Origin of the sequence: Rhizobium sp. SJZ105 (assembly GCF_007828365.1) — a bacterium.
Lineage (GTDB): Bacteria > Pseudomonadota > Alphaproteobacteria > Rhizobiales > Rhizobiaceae > Agrobacterium > Agrobacterium tumefaciens.
Genome location: NZ_VIUP01000011.1, coordinates 59,596 through 74,529, shown reverse-complemented (window position 1 = coordinate 74,529; position 14,934 = coordinate 59,596). Strand labels below are relative to the sequence as shown.

Annotated in this window: 13 protein-coding genes; 1 reads left to right on the top strand and 12 read right to left on the bottom strand. The window is 60.2% G+C overall.

Annotated features, from left to right (window positions below; translation table 11 throughout):
- Positions 1–51: 51 nt before the first annotated feature.
- From fdhF to FB593_RS23155, 6 genes are all read right to left on the bottom strand, one after another.
- Positions 52–2,934, bottom strand: a complete 2,883-nt coding sequence (fdhF, locus tag FB593_RS23180) for a formate dehydrogenase subunit alpha (protein WP_035200422.1) — start codon at positions 2,932–2,934, stop codon at positions 52–54.
- Positions 2,935–2,938: 4 nt separating this feature from the next.
- A complete protein-coding gene (locus FB593_RS23175; RefSeq protein WP_035200420.1) occupies positions 2,939–4,495 on the bottom strand; it encodes a formate dehydrogenase beta subunit in 1,557 nt (518 codons plus the stop codon).
- Complete coding sequence (locus tag FB593_RS23170; RefSeq protein ID WP_004431359.1) at positions 4,492–4,971, bottom strand: formate dehydrogenase subunit gamma; 480 nt, start codon at positions 4,969–4,971, stop codon at positions 4,492–4,494. The genes FB593_RS23175 and FB593_RS23170 overlap by 4 nt, the downstream gene beginning before the upstream one ends.
- Before the next feature lie 112 nt (positions 4,972–5,083).
- Positions 5,084–6,019 carry a LysR family transcriptional regulator gene (locus tag FB593_RS23165; RefSeq protein ID WP_004431358.1) on the bottom strand — a complete coding sequence of 312 codons (936 nt, stop codon included), beginning with the start codon at positions 6,017–6,019 and terminating at the stop codon, positions 5,084–5,086.
- A gap of 115 nt (positions 6,020–6,134) precedes the next feature.
- Entirely contained in the window at positions 6,135–6,851 is a 717-nt protein-coding gene (locus tag FB593_RS23160) for an aspartate/glutamate racemase family protein (RefSeq protein ID WP_035200418.1), read from the bottom strand.
- Between the two features lie 22 nt (positions 6,852–6,873).
- Complete coding sequence (locus FB593_RS23155; protein WP_004431356.1) at positions 6,874–7,503, bottom strand: flavin reductase family protein; 630 nt, start codon at positions 7,501–7,503, stop codon at positions 6,874–6,876.
- Between the two features lie 129 nt (positions 7,504–7,632).
- Here FB593_RS23155 and FB593_RS23150 point away from each other — a divergent pair, with 129 nt between their 5' ends.
- Complete coding sequence (locus FB593_RS23150) at positions 7,633–8,310, top strand: GntR family transcriptional regulator (RefSeq protein WP_004431355.1); 678 nt, start codon at positions 7,633–7,635, stop codon at positions 8,308–8,310.
- 8 nt (positions 8,311–8,318) lie between these two features.
- Here the strand turns inward: FB593_RS23150 and FB593_RS23145 are convergent, their stop codons facing one another.
- Genes FB593_RS23145 through FB593_RS23120 form a run of 6 tightly spaced genes read right to left on the bottom strand, consistent with a single transcriptional unit; the run spans position 8,319 to position 14,931 of the window.
- Entirely contained in the window at positions 8,319–9,329 is a 1,011-nt protein-coding gene (locus FB593_RS23145) for an ABC transporter ATP-binding protein (protein ID WP_004431354.1), read from the bottom strand.
- Positions 9,326–10,309 (bottom strand): ABC transporter ATP-binding protein, encoded by a 984-nt coding sequence (locus FB593_RS23140; RefSeq protein WP_004431353.1) that lies wholly within the window; start codon positions 10,307–10,309, stop codon positions 9,326–9,328. Before FB593_RS23140 ends, FB593_RS23145 begins: the two co-directional genes overlap by 4 nt.
- Entirely contained in the window at positions 10,302–11,795 is a 1,494-nt protein-coding gene (locus tag FB593_RS23135; RefSeq protein ID WP_145167028.1) for an amidohydrolase family protein, read from the bottom strand. Before FB593_RS23135 ends, FB593_RS23140 begins: the two co-directional genes overlap by 8 nt.
- Positions 11,795–12,988 (bottom strand): amidohydrolase family protein, encoded by a 1,194-nt coding sequence (locus FB593_RS23130; protein WP_145167027.1) that lies wholly within the window; start codon positions 12,986–12,988, stop codon positions 11,795–11,797. Before FB593_RS23130 ends, FB593_RS23135 begins: the two co-directional genes overlap by 1 nt.
- A gap of 5 nt (positions 12,989–12,993) precedes the next feature.
- The gene (locus FB593_RS23125; RefSeq protein ID WP_025594911.1) at positions 12,994–13,944 is read right to left on the bottom strand and encodes an ABC transporter permease; all 951 of its coding nucleotides are present in this window, start codon (positions 13,942–13,944) and stop codon (positions 12,994–12,996) included.
- 18 nt (positions 13,945–13,962) lie between these two features.
- Positions 13,963–14,931, bottom strand: coding sequence for an ABC transporter permease (locus tag FB593_RS23120; protein ID WP_004431345.1), 969 nt, complete (start codon positions 14,929–14,931; stop codon positions 13,963–13,965).
- Positions 14,932–14,934: the final 3 nt, after the last annotated feature.

Sequence of the window (14,934 nt, the reverse complement as noted above, 5' to 3'; positions counted from 1 at the left end):
CTGACGGACGACGTTCACGTTTTCAAAAGGCCGGGATTGCCCCGGCCCCGATTATTCGGCCGCCTCGAGCTTGCCTGCGATCCGCCGCGAACGGCGGCTGAGCGCGTCATATCCTTCCTGCCATTCGGTCGGCCCGTTCGAGGGCGAGACCTGAACCGCAGTTACCTTGTATTCCGGACAGTTCGTCGCCCAGTCGGAGTAGTCGGTGGTGATGACGTTTGCCTGCGTGCCCGGATGGTGGAAGGTGGTATAGACCACCCCCGGCGCAACGCGATCGGTGATCAGCGCCCGTAGCGTCGTATCGCCCGAGCGGCTGGCGAGCTTGATCCAGTCACCATCCTTGACGCCACGCTGTTCGGCATCATGCGGATGGATTTCGAGACGATCCTCCTCATGCCAGACGACGTTTTCGGTGCGCCGTGTCTGCGCGCCGACATTGTACTGCGACAGAATGCGGCCGGTGGTGAGCAGCAGCGGAAAGCGCGGGCCGGTACGCTCGTCCGTCGCCACATATTCGGTGCGGATGAACTTGCCCTTGCCGCGCACGAACCCGTCCACATGCATGATCGGCGAGCCTTCCGGGAATTTTTCGTTACACGGCCACTGCACCGAGCCTCTGCTCTCCAGATAGTCATAGGAAACGCCGGCAAAGCTCGGCGTCGTGGCGGCGATTTCATCCATGATCTGCGACGGGTGCGTATAGTTCCAGTTCAGCCCCATGGCCTGAGCCAGCTTCTGGGTGACCTCCCAATCCGAATAGCCGTTTTTCGGCGACATGACCTTGCGCACACGATTGATGCGGCGTTCGGCATTGGTGAACGTGCCATCCTTTTCGAGGAAGGTGGAACCCGGCAGGAAGACATGCGCGTAGTTCGCCGTCTCGTTCAGGAACAGGTCGTGCACGACAACACATTCCATCGCGGCAAGACCGGCTGAAACATGCTTGGTGTCCGGGTCCGACTGGAGAATGTCTTCGCCCTGAATGTAGATGCCCTTGAAACTGCCATCGACGGCTGCATCCAGCATGTTGGGGATGCGCAGCCCCGGCTCGTTGTTGAGGGTAACGCCCCAGAGCTTTTCGAATATTTCCCGGGTGGCATCGTCGGATATATGACGATAACCGGGAAGCTCATGCGGGAAAGACCCCATGTCGCAGGAGCCCTGCACATTGTTCTGGCCGCGCAACGGATTGACGCCGACACCGGGGCGACCAATGTTGCCGGTCGCCATGGCCAGATTGGCAATCGCCATGACGGTCGTGGAGCCCTGGCTGTGTTCGGTAACGCCAAGTCCGTAATAGATTGCGCCATTGCCGCCCTTGGCAAAGAGCCTGGCGGCACCGCGCAGCTCATCGGCGGGAACGCCGGTAAAGACTTCGGTTTCCTCCGGGCCATGCTGCGGTTCGGCCACGAACGCGGCCCAGTCCTCAAATTCCGACCAGTCGCAACGCTCGCGGATGAAGGCCTCGTCGAACAATCCTTCGGTGACGATGACATGGGCAAGCGCTGTCAGCACCGCCACATTCGTTCCGGGCTTCAGCGGCAAATGGAACGACGCCTCCACATGCGGCGTGCGAACGAGATCGATGCGGCGCGGATCGATGACGATCAGCTTTGCGCCCTGGCGCAGGCGCTTCTTCAGGCGTGAGCCGAACACCGGGTGCCCGTCCGTCGGGTTGGCGCCGATGACGAGGACAACATCCGAATGTTCGACGGAATCGAAATTCTGCGTTCCGGCAGAGGTGCCGAACGCCTGCCCCAACCCGTACCCCGTCGGCGAATGACAGACGCGGGCGCAGGTATCGACATTGTTGTTGCCGAAACCGGCGCGGATGAGCTTCTGGACCAGAAAGGTCTCTTCATTGGTGCAGCGGGACGAGGTGATGCCGCCGATGGATTCGCGGCCATAGGTTCCCTGAATGCGCTGGAATTCGGAGGCGACATGGGCAAACGCCTCGTCCCACGTCACTTCGCGCCACGGGTCGCTGATCTTTTCACGGACCATCGGGTTGAGAATGCGGTCGCGGTGGCTGGCATACCCATAAGCGAAGCGACCCTTGACGCAGGAATGGCCACGGTTTGCCTGACCGTCCTTCCACGGCACCATGCGAACCAGCTCTTCGCCACGCATTTCCGCCTTGAACGAACAGCCGACACCGCAATAAGCGCAGGTGGTGACCAGCGAATGTTCGGGCTGGCCGATGTCGATCACCGATTTTTCAGTCAGCGTCGCCGTCGGACAGGCCTGCACGCAGGCGCCGCAGGAAACGCATTCGGAATCAAGAAATGCCTCGTGGGCGCCGGGCGAAACACGGCTTTCAAAGCCGCGCCCTTCGATCGTCAATGCGAACGTTCCCTGCACTTCCTCACAGGCGCGCACGCAGCGGGAACAGACGATGCACTTCGACGGATCGTAGGTGAAATACGGGTTGCTCTCGTCCTTTGGCATCCAGTTGGCGTTGAGGTCGCCATCGCCGGCACGGGCCTTCACATGGTTGTCGCCATCATAGCCGTAACGCACGTCACGCAGGCCGACGGCGCCGGCCATATCCTGCAATTCGCAATCGCCATTTGCGGCGCAGGTGAGACAGTCGAGCGGATGGTCGGAGATATAAAGCTCCATCACACCCTTGCGGATCTGCTTCAGGCGTTCCGTCTGGGTGTGGACGACAAGACCGGCCGCCACTGGCGTGGTGCAGGAGGCGGGGGTGCCATTGCGGCCCTCCACCTCGATGAGACAGAGGCGACAGGAACCGAAGGCATCGACCATATCGGTGGCGCAGAGTTTGGGAACATCGATGCCCGCTTCTCTCGAAGCACGCATGATGGACGTTCCCGCCGGCACGGTGATCTCGCGGCCGTCTATCGTTAGCGTGACCATCTCTGTCGAGGTGGATTTTGGTGTTCCGTAGTCGATTTCAGATATAAGGGCCATGGTCTCACTCCGCCGCTTCGACACGTGGGATGGGTGCAAAATCCTGCGGGAAGTGCCTGAGCGCGCTCATCACGGGATAAGGCGTGAATCCGCCTAGCGCGCAGAGCGAACCGAACTTCATGGTTTCGCAGAGATCCTCAAGCAGCGCCGTATTTCGCTCTGCTTCTATTCCAAGGGAAATCTTGTCCACCGTCTCGACACCGCGTGTCGAACCGATCCGGCATGGCGTACACTTTCCGCAACTTTCGACGGCACAGAATTCCAGGGCAAAACGCGCCTGGCGCAGCATATCGGCGGTGTCGTCAAAGACGACAATGCCGGCATGACCGATCAGGCCGCCAGCGGCGGTAAATGCCTCGTAGTCGAACAGCGTATCAAACAGCGACACCGGGAAATAAGCGCCCAATGGGCCGCCGACCTGAACCGCCTTGACCGGCCGGCCAGTAATGGTGCCGCCACCGATTTCGTTGACCAATTGCCCGAGCGGCAGACCGAAAGCGGTCTCGTAAAGTCCGCCATGTCTGATGTTTCCGGCAAGCTGGATCGGGATTGTGCCGTGCGAACGACCAATGCCGAAATCCCGGTAGAACGCCGCGCCGCGATCCATGATCACAGGGATCGAAGCGAGAGAAATGACATTGTTGACTACCGTCGGTTTGCCGAACAGCCCCTGCAGGGCGGGAAGCGGCGGCTTGGCGCGCACCGTGCCGCGCTTGCCTTCGAGACTGTTGAGCAGCGAGGTTTCCTCACCGCATACATAGGCTCCGGCGCCCATGCGCACCTCGAGATCGAACGCGCGACCCGAACCCAGCACAGACGCGCCGATCACCCCTTCTCGCCGAGCAATGTCGATGGCCTTTTCCATCGTCCTAACGGCATGGGGATATTCGGAGCGGGTGTAGATGTAGCCCTTCGTTGCACCAACCGCGAGGCCGGCAATGGCCATGCCCTCGATAAGGACAAAGGGATCGCCTTCCATGATCATACGGTCGGCAAAGGTGCCGCTGTCGCCCTCATCCGCATTGCAGACAATGTATTTCTGATGGGCGGTGGCATCCGCCACGGTTTTCCACTTGATACCGGTCGGAAAACCGGCGCCACCCCGTCCGCGAAGGCCGCTATCGGTGACCTGTTTGACGATCTCCGAGGGGGTGAGTGCAACGGCTCTCTCCAACCCCTTCATGCCCTTGTTGGCACGGTAGTCTTCCAGCGAAAGCGGATCGGTCACGCCGCAGCGCGCAAACGTCAGGCGCGTCTGAGCCTTCAGGAAAGGGATTTCTTCGGTCAGCCCAAGACAGAGCGCATGTTCGCCGCCATCAAGAAAATCCGCATCGAACAGCCCGGAAACATCAGAAGCTTTGACCGGACCATAAGCAACGCGGCCATGATGGGTGTCGACCTCTACCAGCACTTCAAGCCAGAGCAGGCCGCGCGAACCGTTGCGGACAAGGCGAATATCAAGATTGCGGGCCGCGGCCTCACTCTGGATTGCTTCGGCAACGCGGTCAGCACCAACGGCGAGTGCTGCGGAATCGCAAGGCACGAAAACGGTCACGCTCATCGACGCACCTCCGCCAGAATGTCGCCAAGACAGTGCTCATCCACTCTGGCATGAACCTCGCCATCCAGCATCAGCGCGGGTGCCTGGGCGCAGAGCCCGAGACAGAAGACCGGCTCGAGTGTGACCGAGCCATCCTTTGCCGTCTGGTGCCAGTCGAGACCAAGTTTCCCCTTGATGGTGTCGGCAAGAGACTCGCAGCCCATCGACTGGCAAGCCTCGGCCCGACAGAGCTTCAGCACATGGCGCCCGCCGGGATGGTCGCGAAAATCGGGATAGAAGCTCACAACACCATGCACTTCGGCACGCGATACGTTGAGGGCCAGGGCGATCACCTGTTTGACGCTATCAGGCACATAGCCGAATTCTTCCTGCACCCTGTGCAGGATGGGCAGCATTGGCCCTTCCATATGCAGACAGTCGTCAATGATAGCCTGCACACGCGTCGCCTCATCTGCGGCGACAGCACGAATATTCATGAGCCAGTCCTCCCAAACTGACAGGTGGCGGGCGTTTGAACCGGAGGACCTCCACATCCTTGTCCGGCGCGCCGCGCTGCCTGATGGCGAAAGAATGGCGAGCGGAGCAAGATCAGGTCAATATCGTCTTTCCGTCAGTCGATAGGAAATTTCTATCAAAAGCGGAGGCCGCGACGCGCAATCGGGCCTCATGCAGCAGTGCGGAAACAAGTGGCGTATGCGGTTCACGATAGGTGGCGATGAGGCCGACAAGATGCTCGGCATCGGGCTCGACAATCGGGATCATTCGGATCTGCTTTGGAAAACCAAACGATTCCGCGATGTTACGCGGCATAATTGAAGCCCATTGTCCGGTTCGGATATGGGAAAACAGTACAATCATCGAATTGGATTCGAGCGTGGGTTTCGCTTCAACACCCGCTTCGGCCATGTGCTTGTTGATAATGCGGCGGTTTTGCATGTCGGAAGTCAATAGGCAAAGCCGAAGACCAGAAACCTGCTTCCAGGTCACGCTCTCTTGATCGGCAAGAGGCGTGCCTGCGGCCGCAATCAGGTGATATCGCTCCGAGTAAAGCGGAACCGTCGTCACCCGGCCCAGAGGTTCGTTGTCGAGATAGGTGATTCCCGCGTCGATTTCGAGATTTTCGATCTGGCTGAGAACCTGCAACGACGTGCGGGAGGTGACGGAAAACGTGACTGCCGGGTGACGCGCCTGAAAGGGTTCCGTGAGCCTGGGCACCATGGCGAGAGCGGTGGGGATGACGGCAAGCCGGATATGGCCGGCGAGACCTTTGCGCGCAGCCCGCATTTCCTCCCGCATCGTGCGTGTATCGGCAACGATGCGCCTTGCCCATTCGAGAACCCGCTGCCCCTCCGGCGTCAGGCCCTGATATCGCGCCGCACGCACGACGAGCACGACACCGAGCTGATCTTCCAGTTGCCGGATGGCCGCAGACAGCGTCGGCTGCGAGATGCCGCACTCCTCCGCGGCCCGCCCGAAATGCTCCGCGCGCGCAAGTGCAATGAAAAACTCCAGCTTGTCGATCATCCTGCCTCCCATCCCGCGCGGCCATTCTGCGGACCGGCGCGAAAGCAGACACTAGAGCGAGGCGGGCTTTGTCGCAAACGCCGTGGAGGCGCTTTGCCGCACCCGCCTTTCCCGGTCAGGCGACGAGCTTGGTTTCCTTCACCCGCGGATAATCATAGGCATTGACCTTGGATGTCACGTAACCCGCGCCCACCAGGGCTTCGGCCAGCTTGACGGCGGCCGTGACACCATCGATGACAGGGACGCCGGTTGCCTCGCGCAGCCTGTCGCACAGTGCGGACATGCCGGCGCAACCGAGGATGATGGCTTCTGCCGCATCTTCTTTCCTGGCCGCTTCGATTTCGCGGATCAACATCGCCTCGGCTGCAAGAGGATCCTCATCAAGACCCAGCACCGGCAGATTGATGGCACGAACCCTGCGGCAATGCCGCTGTGCACCGTAGCTATCGACGAGATCTTCGATAATGGGGATGGAGCGCGGCAGCGTTGTGATGATGGAAAAGCGGCGGCTGATCGTCATCGCCACCTGAATGCCGGCCTGGCAGATGCCGATCACGGGACCACGCGCGACTTCACGCGCCGCATGCAGGCCCGGATCATCAAAGCAGGCAATGACATAGGCATCGACGCCCAGCCGCTCGCCCTTGCGGATTTCCTCCAGCATGCCGGGAACAGCCAGCGCCTCATCGGCCCCGCCTTCGATACTGACCGGCGTATCGACAGGGTTTGCAGCGGAAATCTTCGTATCCGCCTGCCTGACGCGCAAGGCGCTCTCGAGCGCCTGCGCCGTCATCGAGGCGGTTGAGTTCGGGTTGATCAGACGAATATGCATTCAGGTCAGCCTTTCGGGACTGTCACTTGCCATCTGGCTTGATGAAGTCGGTAATGGGGGGCGCCTTCAAGACGAACTGGCGATCCGAGGTAATGTAATTGTCGGCATGGAGGCGTGCGATCGGCTGGTATCGGTCCGGATCGACATAATGCCCCTCCTTGTCGAGGCAGTCCCTGTGGACATGCATGTGCACGACCTCCCCCAGCACCAGCGTCCGGCGCGGATAATCGATCAGACGCTCCACCCGGCACTCGAAGGCGCAGGGCGATTCCGCTGCAAAGCTTGCATCGATCTTGTTGCAGGGCGTCGGCGTCAGCTGCGCCATGGAAAGTTCGTCGACCTCGCTGTCGAAACCGAGGCCGCAGACAAGCATATGTTCGGAAATAGTCATATCGACCATGTTGACGACAAACTCGCCGGTGCGGCGAATATTGGCCATCGTGTCCTTCTCCTCGCCATTCAGACGCGGCTGGATTCCGAGAACAACGATGGGCGGATCATGGGAGAAGACGTTGAAAAAGCTCATCGGCGCTGCATTGTTGTGGCCCGCTTCCGAGCGGGTCGTGACAAGCGCTATCGGCCGTGGACCAATAAAATTCGTCAGCAACCGATAGCGGCTCTGCGGCTCAAGCGTGGTGAAGTCGAATTCCATGACGTTGTCCCGTTTATAGTATACAATATTGTTTCATATTGTTGACAATTATGCAACCAAAACCCTGTTGAAACAGTTGACTTTTTCGGCGGCATCACGCTTTTCTAACCCTAATGGAGAGCGAACAAAATGACCGAGCAGAACGGCCAGTCCACACAGCAAATTGTCGAGAAAGTCTGGCTGTCCATCGCTGAGCGGCGGCTGCGTCCCGGCGTGCAGCTGAAGGAAGAACAACTGGCGACAATTTTCAGTGTCAGCCGTGCACGTATCCGTCAGGCCCTGTCCGTTCTGGAGCGCGACGGTCTCGTCACCATCGTTCCCAATCGCGGCGCCTTCGTTTCGAAACCATCGGTCGAAGAAGCCAGAGATGTGTTCTTCGTGCGTCGCACCGTGGAGCAATGTGTCGTTGAACGTCTGTGCAAATCGGCCACCAAGGCCGATCTGAAACGGCTTCGCGACCATGTCGCCAAGGAGCGCGTGGCCAATGCTCACAACATCACCACAGATATCATCAAGCTCTCCGGCGGGTTCCATCTGCTGCTTGCGGAAACGGCCGGTTCCGATTTCCTGTTCACCACCATGCGCGACCTCATTTCGCGTTCCTCTCTCATCACCGCCGTTTACCGCAACACCGACCGCTTCAATTGCGGACCGGACGAGCATGCGGAAATCGTCGATGCGATTGCCAATAACGACCCGGCGAAAGCCACGCATCTGATGACCCACCATCTGGAACATGTGGAAGCGGAACTCGATCTCAGCGAAATCCGCGACCTTTCCCACGATCTGCGCGCCGCACTCGCCTGACCCGACGGTCAGACGAGTTCTCTTTCCTTCACAACCAGCTCTTCTTCGTCCGCCACGAGATGGCAGGCGACACGTGTGCCGCCGGCAAGCGTGCGCACCTTTGGCACCTCCGCCGAACAGCGCGCCGTTGCAAGCGGGCAACGCGGATGAAACGTGCATCCCGATGGCGGTTTGAGCGGGCTTGGAACTTCACCGGCAACCAGTTCCCGGTCACGGCGCGGCGCGTCGATATTGGGAATGGTCTGCAGCAGAAGCTGGGTATAGGGGTGACGCGGGCGGGCGAACAGCTCCTCCGTGTCGCCCTCCTCCACAATGCGGCCAAGATACATGACCGCGATGCGATCCGACATGTGGCGAACCACGCTCATGTCATGGCTGATGAACAGGTAGGTCAGCCCCAACTCGTCCTGGAGGCGTCGCATCAGGTTCAGCACCTGCGCCTGCACCGATACATCGAGTGCCGATGTAGGCTCGTCACAGACCAGAAACTCGGGCTCACTTGCCAAAGCGCGAGCAATGGAGATGCGCTGACGCTGGCCGCCTGAAAATTCATGCGGAAACTTTTCGCCGTCCGAAGCAGACAGACCAACCGTCAGCAACAGTTCCTCCACCCGTTCCATGGTCTCGGCCCGGGTCGCACGAAGTTTCAGTTCGCGGATGGGTTCGGCAATGATATTCTTCACCCGCCAGCGCGGATTGAGCGAGGCATAGGGATCCTGAAAGATCATCTGCGCCGAAAGCGGTGTATCCTTTCGACCCTTGGCGAAGTGGAAATCACCCGCGCTTGGCCGGAACAGCCCGGTCACCAGACGGGCAACCGTGGACTTGCCGCAGCCGCTTTCCCCTACGATGCTGAGACAGCCGCCCGCCGGAACCGTAAAATCGATGTCGTTCACGGCCTGGACGAATTGCCGTGGCTTCCGCTCGATGACCCGATTGAGCCATGGTGCAGAGACATCGAAAGTCTTGGTGAGGCCCTTGACCGTCAATGCGGGTGTTCTTTGAACGGGCGTGTTCATGCTGTACCTCCTGCATTCATCCAGCAAGCGCTGGCGCCATCACCCACCGCTTCCAGTTCCGGCCGCTCTCGAAGACAGCGCGGTCCTGAGAAGCCGCAGCGCGGATTGAAGGCGCATCCGGGCGGGATGGCGTCGAGACGCGGCATGGCCCCGTCGATCTGGTTGAGCCGTTCCACTCGCGCGCCGAGCGAAGGAATGGAGGCCATCAGGCCCTGCGTATAGGGGTGCCTCGGCGCATGGAGAACCTGCTCGACCGGCCCCACCTCTATCAACCTGCCGGCATAAAGCACGGCAACGCGGTCGGCTGCCTCGGCAATGACGCCCATATCATGGGTGACCAGCATGACAGCCGTCTGCTTTTCCTTGCAGAGCTTGCGCAGCAGCGAGATGATCTGCGCCTGGATCGACACGTCAAGCGCCGTCGTCGGTTCGTCGGCGATGATCAGTTTCGGCGACGCCGCAAGTGCGAGCGCTATGACGACGCGCTGGCGCATACCACCGGAGAATTGATGCGGATGGTGATCGACGCGCTCTTCCGGAGATGGAATACCGACATCACGCAAAAGCTGGACTGCGCGTGCCTTTGCATCCCTTTTCGAAAGCGGCAGATGCTGGCGGATTGTCTCCACAAGCTGCGCGCCAACCGTGAACAGCGGATTGAGCGAGGTGAGCGGATCCTGAAAAATCGCGCCGATTTCCCGGCCACGGATGCTTTCCATCGCCCTGTCATCGAGTTGATCGATACGACGCGACCCAAGCCATATTTCGCCATCCGCGATGCGGCCCGGTTTTTCGAGCAGGCCCTGTATCGCAAGGCCGGTCATGGATTTTCCGGCACCGGACTCCCCGACCACACCGAGAATTTCGCCGGGGCGGATGGAAAGGCTGATATCCGAAAGTGCCGTCACCGTTCCCCGGCGGCCAGGGAACTCGACTTTCAAATTGCGGACATCGATAACCGACTGGTTCATGTCATCCATTCGTATTCACCTCCACCGGGTAGCTCGGGGGGAAGATTTCCGAAACGGGCGGATTTGCCCAGCTTCGCTCGGGATATTTCGCGATCAGCCCATCGAATTGTGCCTGCGCCTGAATGCGGGCGCTCGCCATGTCGATGTTCGCGACCTGTCTTTCCCGCATGGAGAGACGGCCATCGACAAACACGGCGCGCGCGATTTTGCCCGAACCGCCAGTGACAATCGTCGTGATCGGATCGAGGCTCGGTGCCATGACCGTGTCATCCAGACCGAAGACCGCGATATCGGCGCGCGCACCCTTGGAAAGATGTCCGAGATCGGAGCGACCCAGCGCCCGAGCGCCGCCGAGTGTGGCGGCGTCGAACAGATCGGCCGAGCGGATCTTATCTGGAGCACCGTCATTGATGCGGCAGGTGATGAGACCGACAAGCAGGTTCATCAGCATGTCGGCGGGCGCCGTATCGGTGCCCATCGCAATGTTTATTCCGAGCTGCCGGCACGCGGAGAAGGACGACAGCGTACTGCCGCTTCTGGCAGACACCAGCGGACAGTGGACGATCGACACGCCGTTTTCCGCATAGAGCGCCAGATCTTCCTGCGTCGCATTGGTGGCATGCGGCGCGATAAGGCGGTCGCTCAGCAGGCCTGCTTTTGCGAGCCATACCGGTGCAGTCGAGCCATGCAGCTTGCGAACCGTGTCAACTTCCATGGTGCCCTGCGCCATGTGCAGCCGGAATTTGCAGCCGAGATCACGGGCGGCCGCATCGGTTCTTTCGAGCAGGGTGAGCGTCGATGTTTCAACCCTATCAGGTGCGAGAAGGCCGCGGACGAGGTCGCCGTGTCTTCCGGTCTGCCGTTCGATGAACGACACTGCTTCCTTCAGCCCCTGAAGACCGCGTTCCTCATCGAACACGGGCACCATGCGCCCCGGCTCTTCCAGCACCATGCCGCCGGAGCGGAAGGCGGGGCTGAGATAGACCCGGAGACCAAGTTCGCCGGCAGCATCGGCCGCAGCCTCGAATTCAGCGACCGTTTCTCCCCATTCACGATAAAACAGCGAGGCAATGGGTGCCGCCGTGGTGATGCCGTTGAGGAGAAGCTGGCCAAAGGCGAAACGTTTCTGGAAGGCAAGGTCCTCCTCGGAATACATCTCGTAAGGACCGGCCTCGACATAGGAGCGCGGCCAGACACGGCCCTTCGCCCAGCCGGGGTGATTGTCGATCCCCAAAATAGTCGTATCGAAATCGGAAAGCGCATCGAGGTCGATCAGGCCGGGGCTGATCAGGGCATTGCCGAAATCGACGCGCCGCGCGACCTCGCCCGGAAAGCCATGGCCGACAAAAAGGATTTCGCCGTTCTCGAAAACCACTTCGCCGTTTTTCAACAGCCGGTGAGACCCGTCCTTATGACCGACCACCCAGTTTGCGGTGAGCAGCGTGCGACCGGAGGGCCGTTCACCGAGAGCGATAGACTGTAGCGGATTGCTCATCATGGCGCCTCCACCACAGCCTTGCCGCCTCTGGCGGTCACGCGTCCGCCCTTTACGACCAGCGGCCGCGGCGCGACATCGACAACGGCATGGGCCAATGTTTCGCCGGTCAGCAGCGTGAAGTCTGCGGCACAGCCAACCTCAAGACCGTAATCCTTGAGGCCCATGACATCGGCACCGCCCTGCGAGACGATATGGAGGACATGCGCAAGCTCGATATCCGAGCGCAAGCCGTTCTTCATGCCGATGATCTTGGCCCGGTCGAGCATATCCGGCTGGCCCCAGGGTCCCCAGGTATCGCGAATGCCGTCGCAACCGCCGCCAACGCGAACGCCGGCTTCCTTTAGCCGCATTATCGACGGCACGGTTGCCGAGGGCGCGCCCGTCGTCAGGATCGCCACATCGAGCCGGGCGATTTCATCGATCAGCTTGCCGACCCTGATGTAATCATTCATGCCCAGCGCAAAGGCGTGGCTGATTGCGACCTTGCCTTCCATGCCATTGGCACGAACACGCTCGAAGATCAGCTCCATCGTGAAGGCGCCGAGATCGGCAGCCTCATGCAGGTGAATGTCGATCGGCACGCCGTGCCTGACCGCGAGTTGAAAGAGGATATCGAGCTGACCTTTGGGATCGCGATCGATGCCGCAGGGATCGATGCCGCCAAGGACTTCGCATCCCTGTTTCAGGGCCTCGTCCAGCAACTCCACCGTGCCGGGCATGACCATGACGCCGGACTGCGGGAAGGCAACGACCTCGATGTCGATGATGCCTTTCAGCTTCTCACGTGTTTCCCATATGCCTTCGACAAGCTTCAGGCCGTGGGTCGGATCGATATCCACATGGCTGCGGATATGCGTGCCGCCGTTTGCAGCAAGGCCGATGGCGTGGCGCATGGACTGGCGGTGCGGATCGATACCGATCTGGGTGCGGTTCTCGCGCTCGAAATCGATCCGTCCGCGCAGGATGGCGGCACGGTTGTTCTCATGCCAGGGCATGCCCCATGTCGTCTTGTCGAGATGGGTGTGTGCATCGATGAGACCGGGCGCGACGATTGCACCGTTGCCATCCTCGACCGCCATGCCGGGTTCGGCCTCGAACTTTCCAAAACCGGCAATCTTTCCCTGTCTTACCAGAATATCGCAGGTGTCGCCCGCCATGGGCCTGACGTTGCGGAGCAGAAGATCGTACATGGAACTCACCTCAGTTTCGGATTGAGCGCATCGCGCAGCCAGTCACCCAGAAGGTTGACGGTGACGACGAGCAGGCAGAGCTGGAAAACGGGAAACAACACGATCCACCAGGAACCGGAAAACAGGAACTGGTTGCCGATGCGGATCAGCGTTCCGAGCGACGGCTGGCTAGGTGGCATGCCGATGCCGAGGAACGACAACGTCGCTTCAGTCAGGATCGCCATGCCGAAGTTGAGCGTGGCGGCAACCATGATTGGCGTCAGCGTATTGGGCAGAATATGGTTTGCCATGATGCGGCGCGCGGGAACGCCGATCAGCTTCGCTGCCTGCACATAGTCCTTGCCGGTTTCGACAATCGCCTGGGCACGCACGGTGCGCGCATATTGCACCCAGGCGGAAAGCGCGATGGCGAGAATGAGCACGGCAGACGCGCCGACCTCGCGAAGATTGTCCGGAAGCATCTGTCTGACGACCGTGGAGACGAGAATTGCCACCAGAATTGTCGGAATGGAGAGCGTGATATCGCCGATGCGCATCAGGAGATTATCGGCAAAACCGCCAAAATAACCGGCCACAAGCCCGGCAGTCATGCCGATGACCAAGGAAAGCGCCACCGAGGCAACACCGATGACTATCGATATGCGCGTGCCGTAGAGGATAGCGGAGAGCATGTCGCGCCCTTGCGTATCCGTGCCGAGCAGAAAGGGCCATTCGCCGCCCTCCTGCCACACCGGCGGCAGTTCGGCCTTCCACATGTCGAGCGAAGCGCCGTCATAAGGGTTCTGCGGTGCGATCAGGGGCGCGAAAACGGCGGCGAGGATGAGGACTGCAAGGATCAGCGCGCTGATCTTGGCCGATCTGCTGTGGCTGAACGACCAGTAGAGATCGCTGTTGCGTATGCGCTTGATGAGCGACGGGCGGGCAGGTTTTGCCGTTTGCGGAAGGTCTGTGGCCATGAAACCGGCTCCCTTCGGTTAGCGCGCAGTGCGCAGACGCGGATCGATCACCGCATAGGCAATGTCGACGAACGTGTTGAGGACAACGAAGATGAAGGAAATGATGCAGAGATAGGCCGCCATGACGGGGATATCGAGAAACGTCACCGCCTGTATGAACAGCATGCCCATGCCCGGCCACTGAAACACCGTCTCGGTGATGAGCGCAAAAGCGATGAGCGAACCGACATTCATCGTCGTCAGCGTCACAACAGGCATAAGACAGTTGCGCAGCGCATGGCGGAAATAAATGCGCCAGCGGGGAATGCCGCGTGCACGGGCGAACTTCACGAAATCGGACCGCAGCACCTCCAGCATCTCAGCGCGGACCAGACGCATGACGAGCGTGATCTGGTAAAGCGAGAGCGCGATGGCAGGCAGAATGAGTGCGGCACGCCCCGATGAGGTGAGCAGGCCGGTGGACCACCAGCCGAGCTGCACGACATCACCGCGACCAAAGGCCGGCGCCCAGCCGAGGCTGACCGAAAAGACAAGAATAAGCAGAATGCCGACAACAAAGCTTGGCAGCGAGACGCCGACAATCGACAGGAATTGCAGGCCCTCCGTATACCACTTTCCGCGCCTGATCGCCGTCAGCACCCCAAGCGGCAGGCCGACGACAAGCGATATGATTGTGGCCACCAGAACCAGTTCCAGCGTGGCTGGAAACCGCTCCGCGATCAGCGGCAGCACCTGCTGGCCGTTGCGATAGGAAACGCCGAAATTGCCCTGGGCGGCATCTTTGACAAACCGCAGATATTGCGTTGGCAGACTGTCGTTAAGACCAAGACGCTCACGCAACGCGGCGCGATCTTCCTGCGATGTCTGCTCCCCCACCATCAGCTCTACCGGGTCTCCGGCAAGCCTGAAAATGAGAAATGCAATAAGCGCGACGGAAAGCATGACCAGAATGGCATTTCCCATACGCTTGATGATGAAAACCAGCATTGT

Bases quoted from the DNA above. Each gene is read 5' to 3' on its own strand.
- FB593_RS23175 (WP_035200420.1), bottom strand. From the start codon at position 4,495: ATGAGCGTGACCGTTTTCGTGCCTTGCGATTCCGCAGCACTCGCCGTT.
- FB593_RS23130 (WP_145167027.1), bottom strand. From the start codon at position 12,988: ATGTACGATCTTCTGCTCCGCAACGTCAGGCCCATGGCGGGCGACACC.
- FB593_RS23125 (WP_025594911.1), bottom strand. From the start codon at position 13,944: ATGGCCACAGACCTTCCGCAAACGGCAAAACCTGCCCGCCCGTCGCTC.
- FB593_RS23165 (WP_004431358.1), bottom strand. From the start codon at position 6,019: ATGATCGACAAGCTGGAGTTTTTCATTGCACTTGCGCGCGCGGAGCAT.
- FB593_RS23160 (WP_035200418.1), bottom strand. From the start codon at position 6,851: ATGCATATTCGTCTGATCAACCCGAACTCAACCGCCTCGATGACGGCG.
- FB593_RS23120 (WP_004431345.1), bottom strand. From the start codon at position 14,931: ATGCTGGTTTTCATCATCAAGCGTATGGGAAATGCCATTCTGGTCATG.
- FB593_RS23140 (WP_004431353.1), bottom strand. From the start codon at position 10,309: ATGGATGACATGAACCAGTCGGTTATCGATGTCCGCAATTTGAAAGTC.
- fdhF (WP_035200422.1), bottom strand. From the start codon at position 2,934: ATGGCCCTTATATCTGAAATCGACTACGGAACACCAAAATCCACCTCG.
- FB593_RS23150 (WP_004431355.1), top strand. From the start codon at position 7,633: ATGACCGAGCAGAACGGCCAGTCCACACAGCAAATTGTCGAGAAAGTC.
- FB593_RS23170 (WP_004431359.1), bottom strand. From the start codon at position 4,971: ATGAATATTCGTGCTGTCGCCGCAGATGAGGCGACGCGTGTGCAGGCT.
- FB593_RS23155 (WP_004431356.1), bottom strand. From the start codon at position 7,503: ATGGAATTCGACTTCACCACGCTTGAGCCGCAGAGCCGCTATCGGTTG.
- FB593_RS23145 (WP_004431354.1), bottom strand. From the start codon at position 9,329: ATGAACACGCCCGTTCAAAGAACACCCGCATTGACGGTCAAGGGCCTC.
- FB593_RS23135 (WP_145167028.1), bottom strand. From the start codon at position 11,795: ATGAGCAATCCGCTACAGTCTATCGCTCTCGGTGAACGGCCCTCCGGT.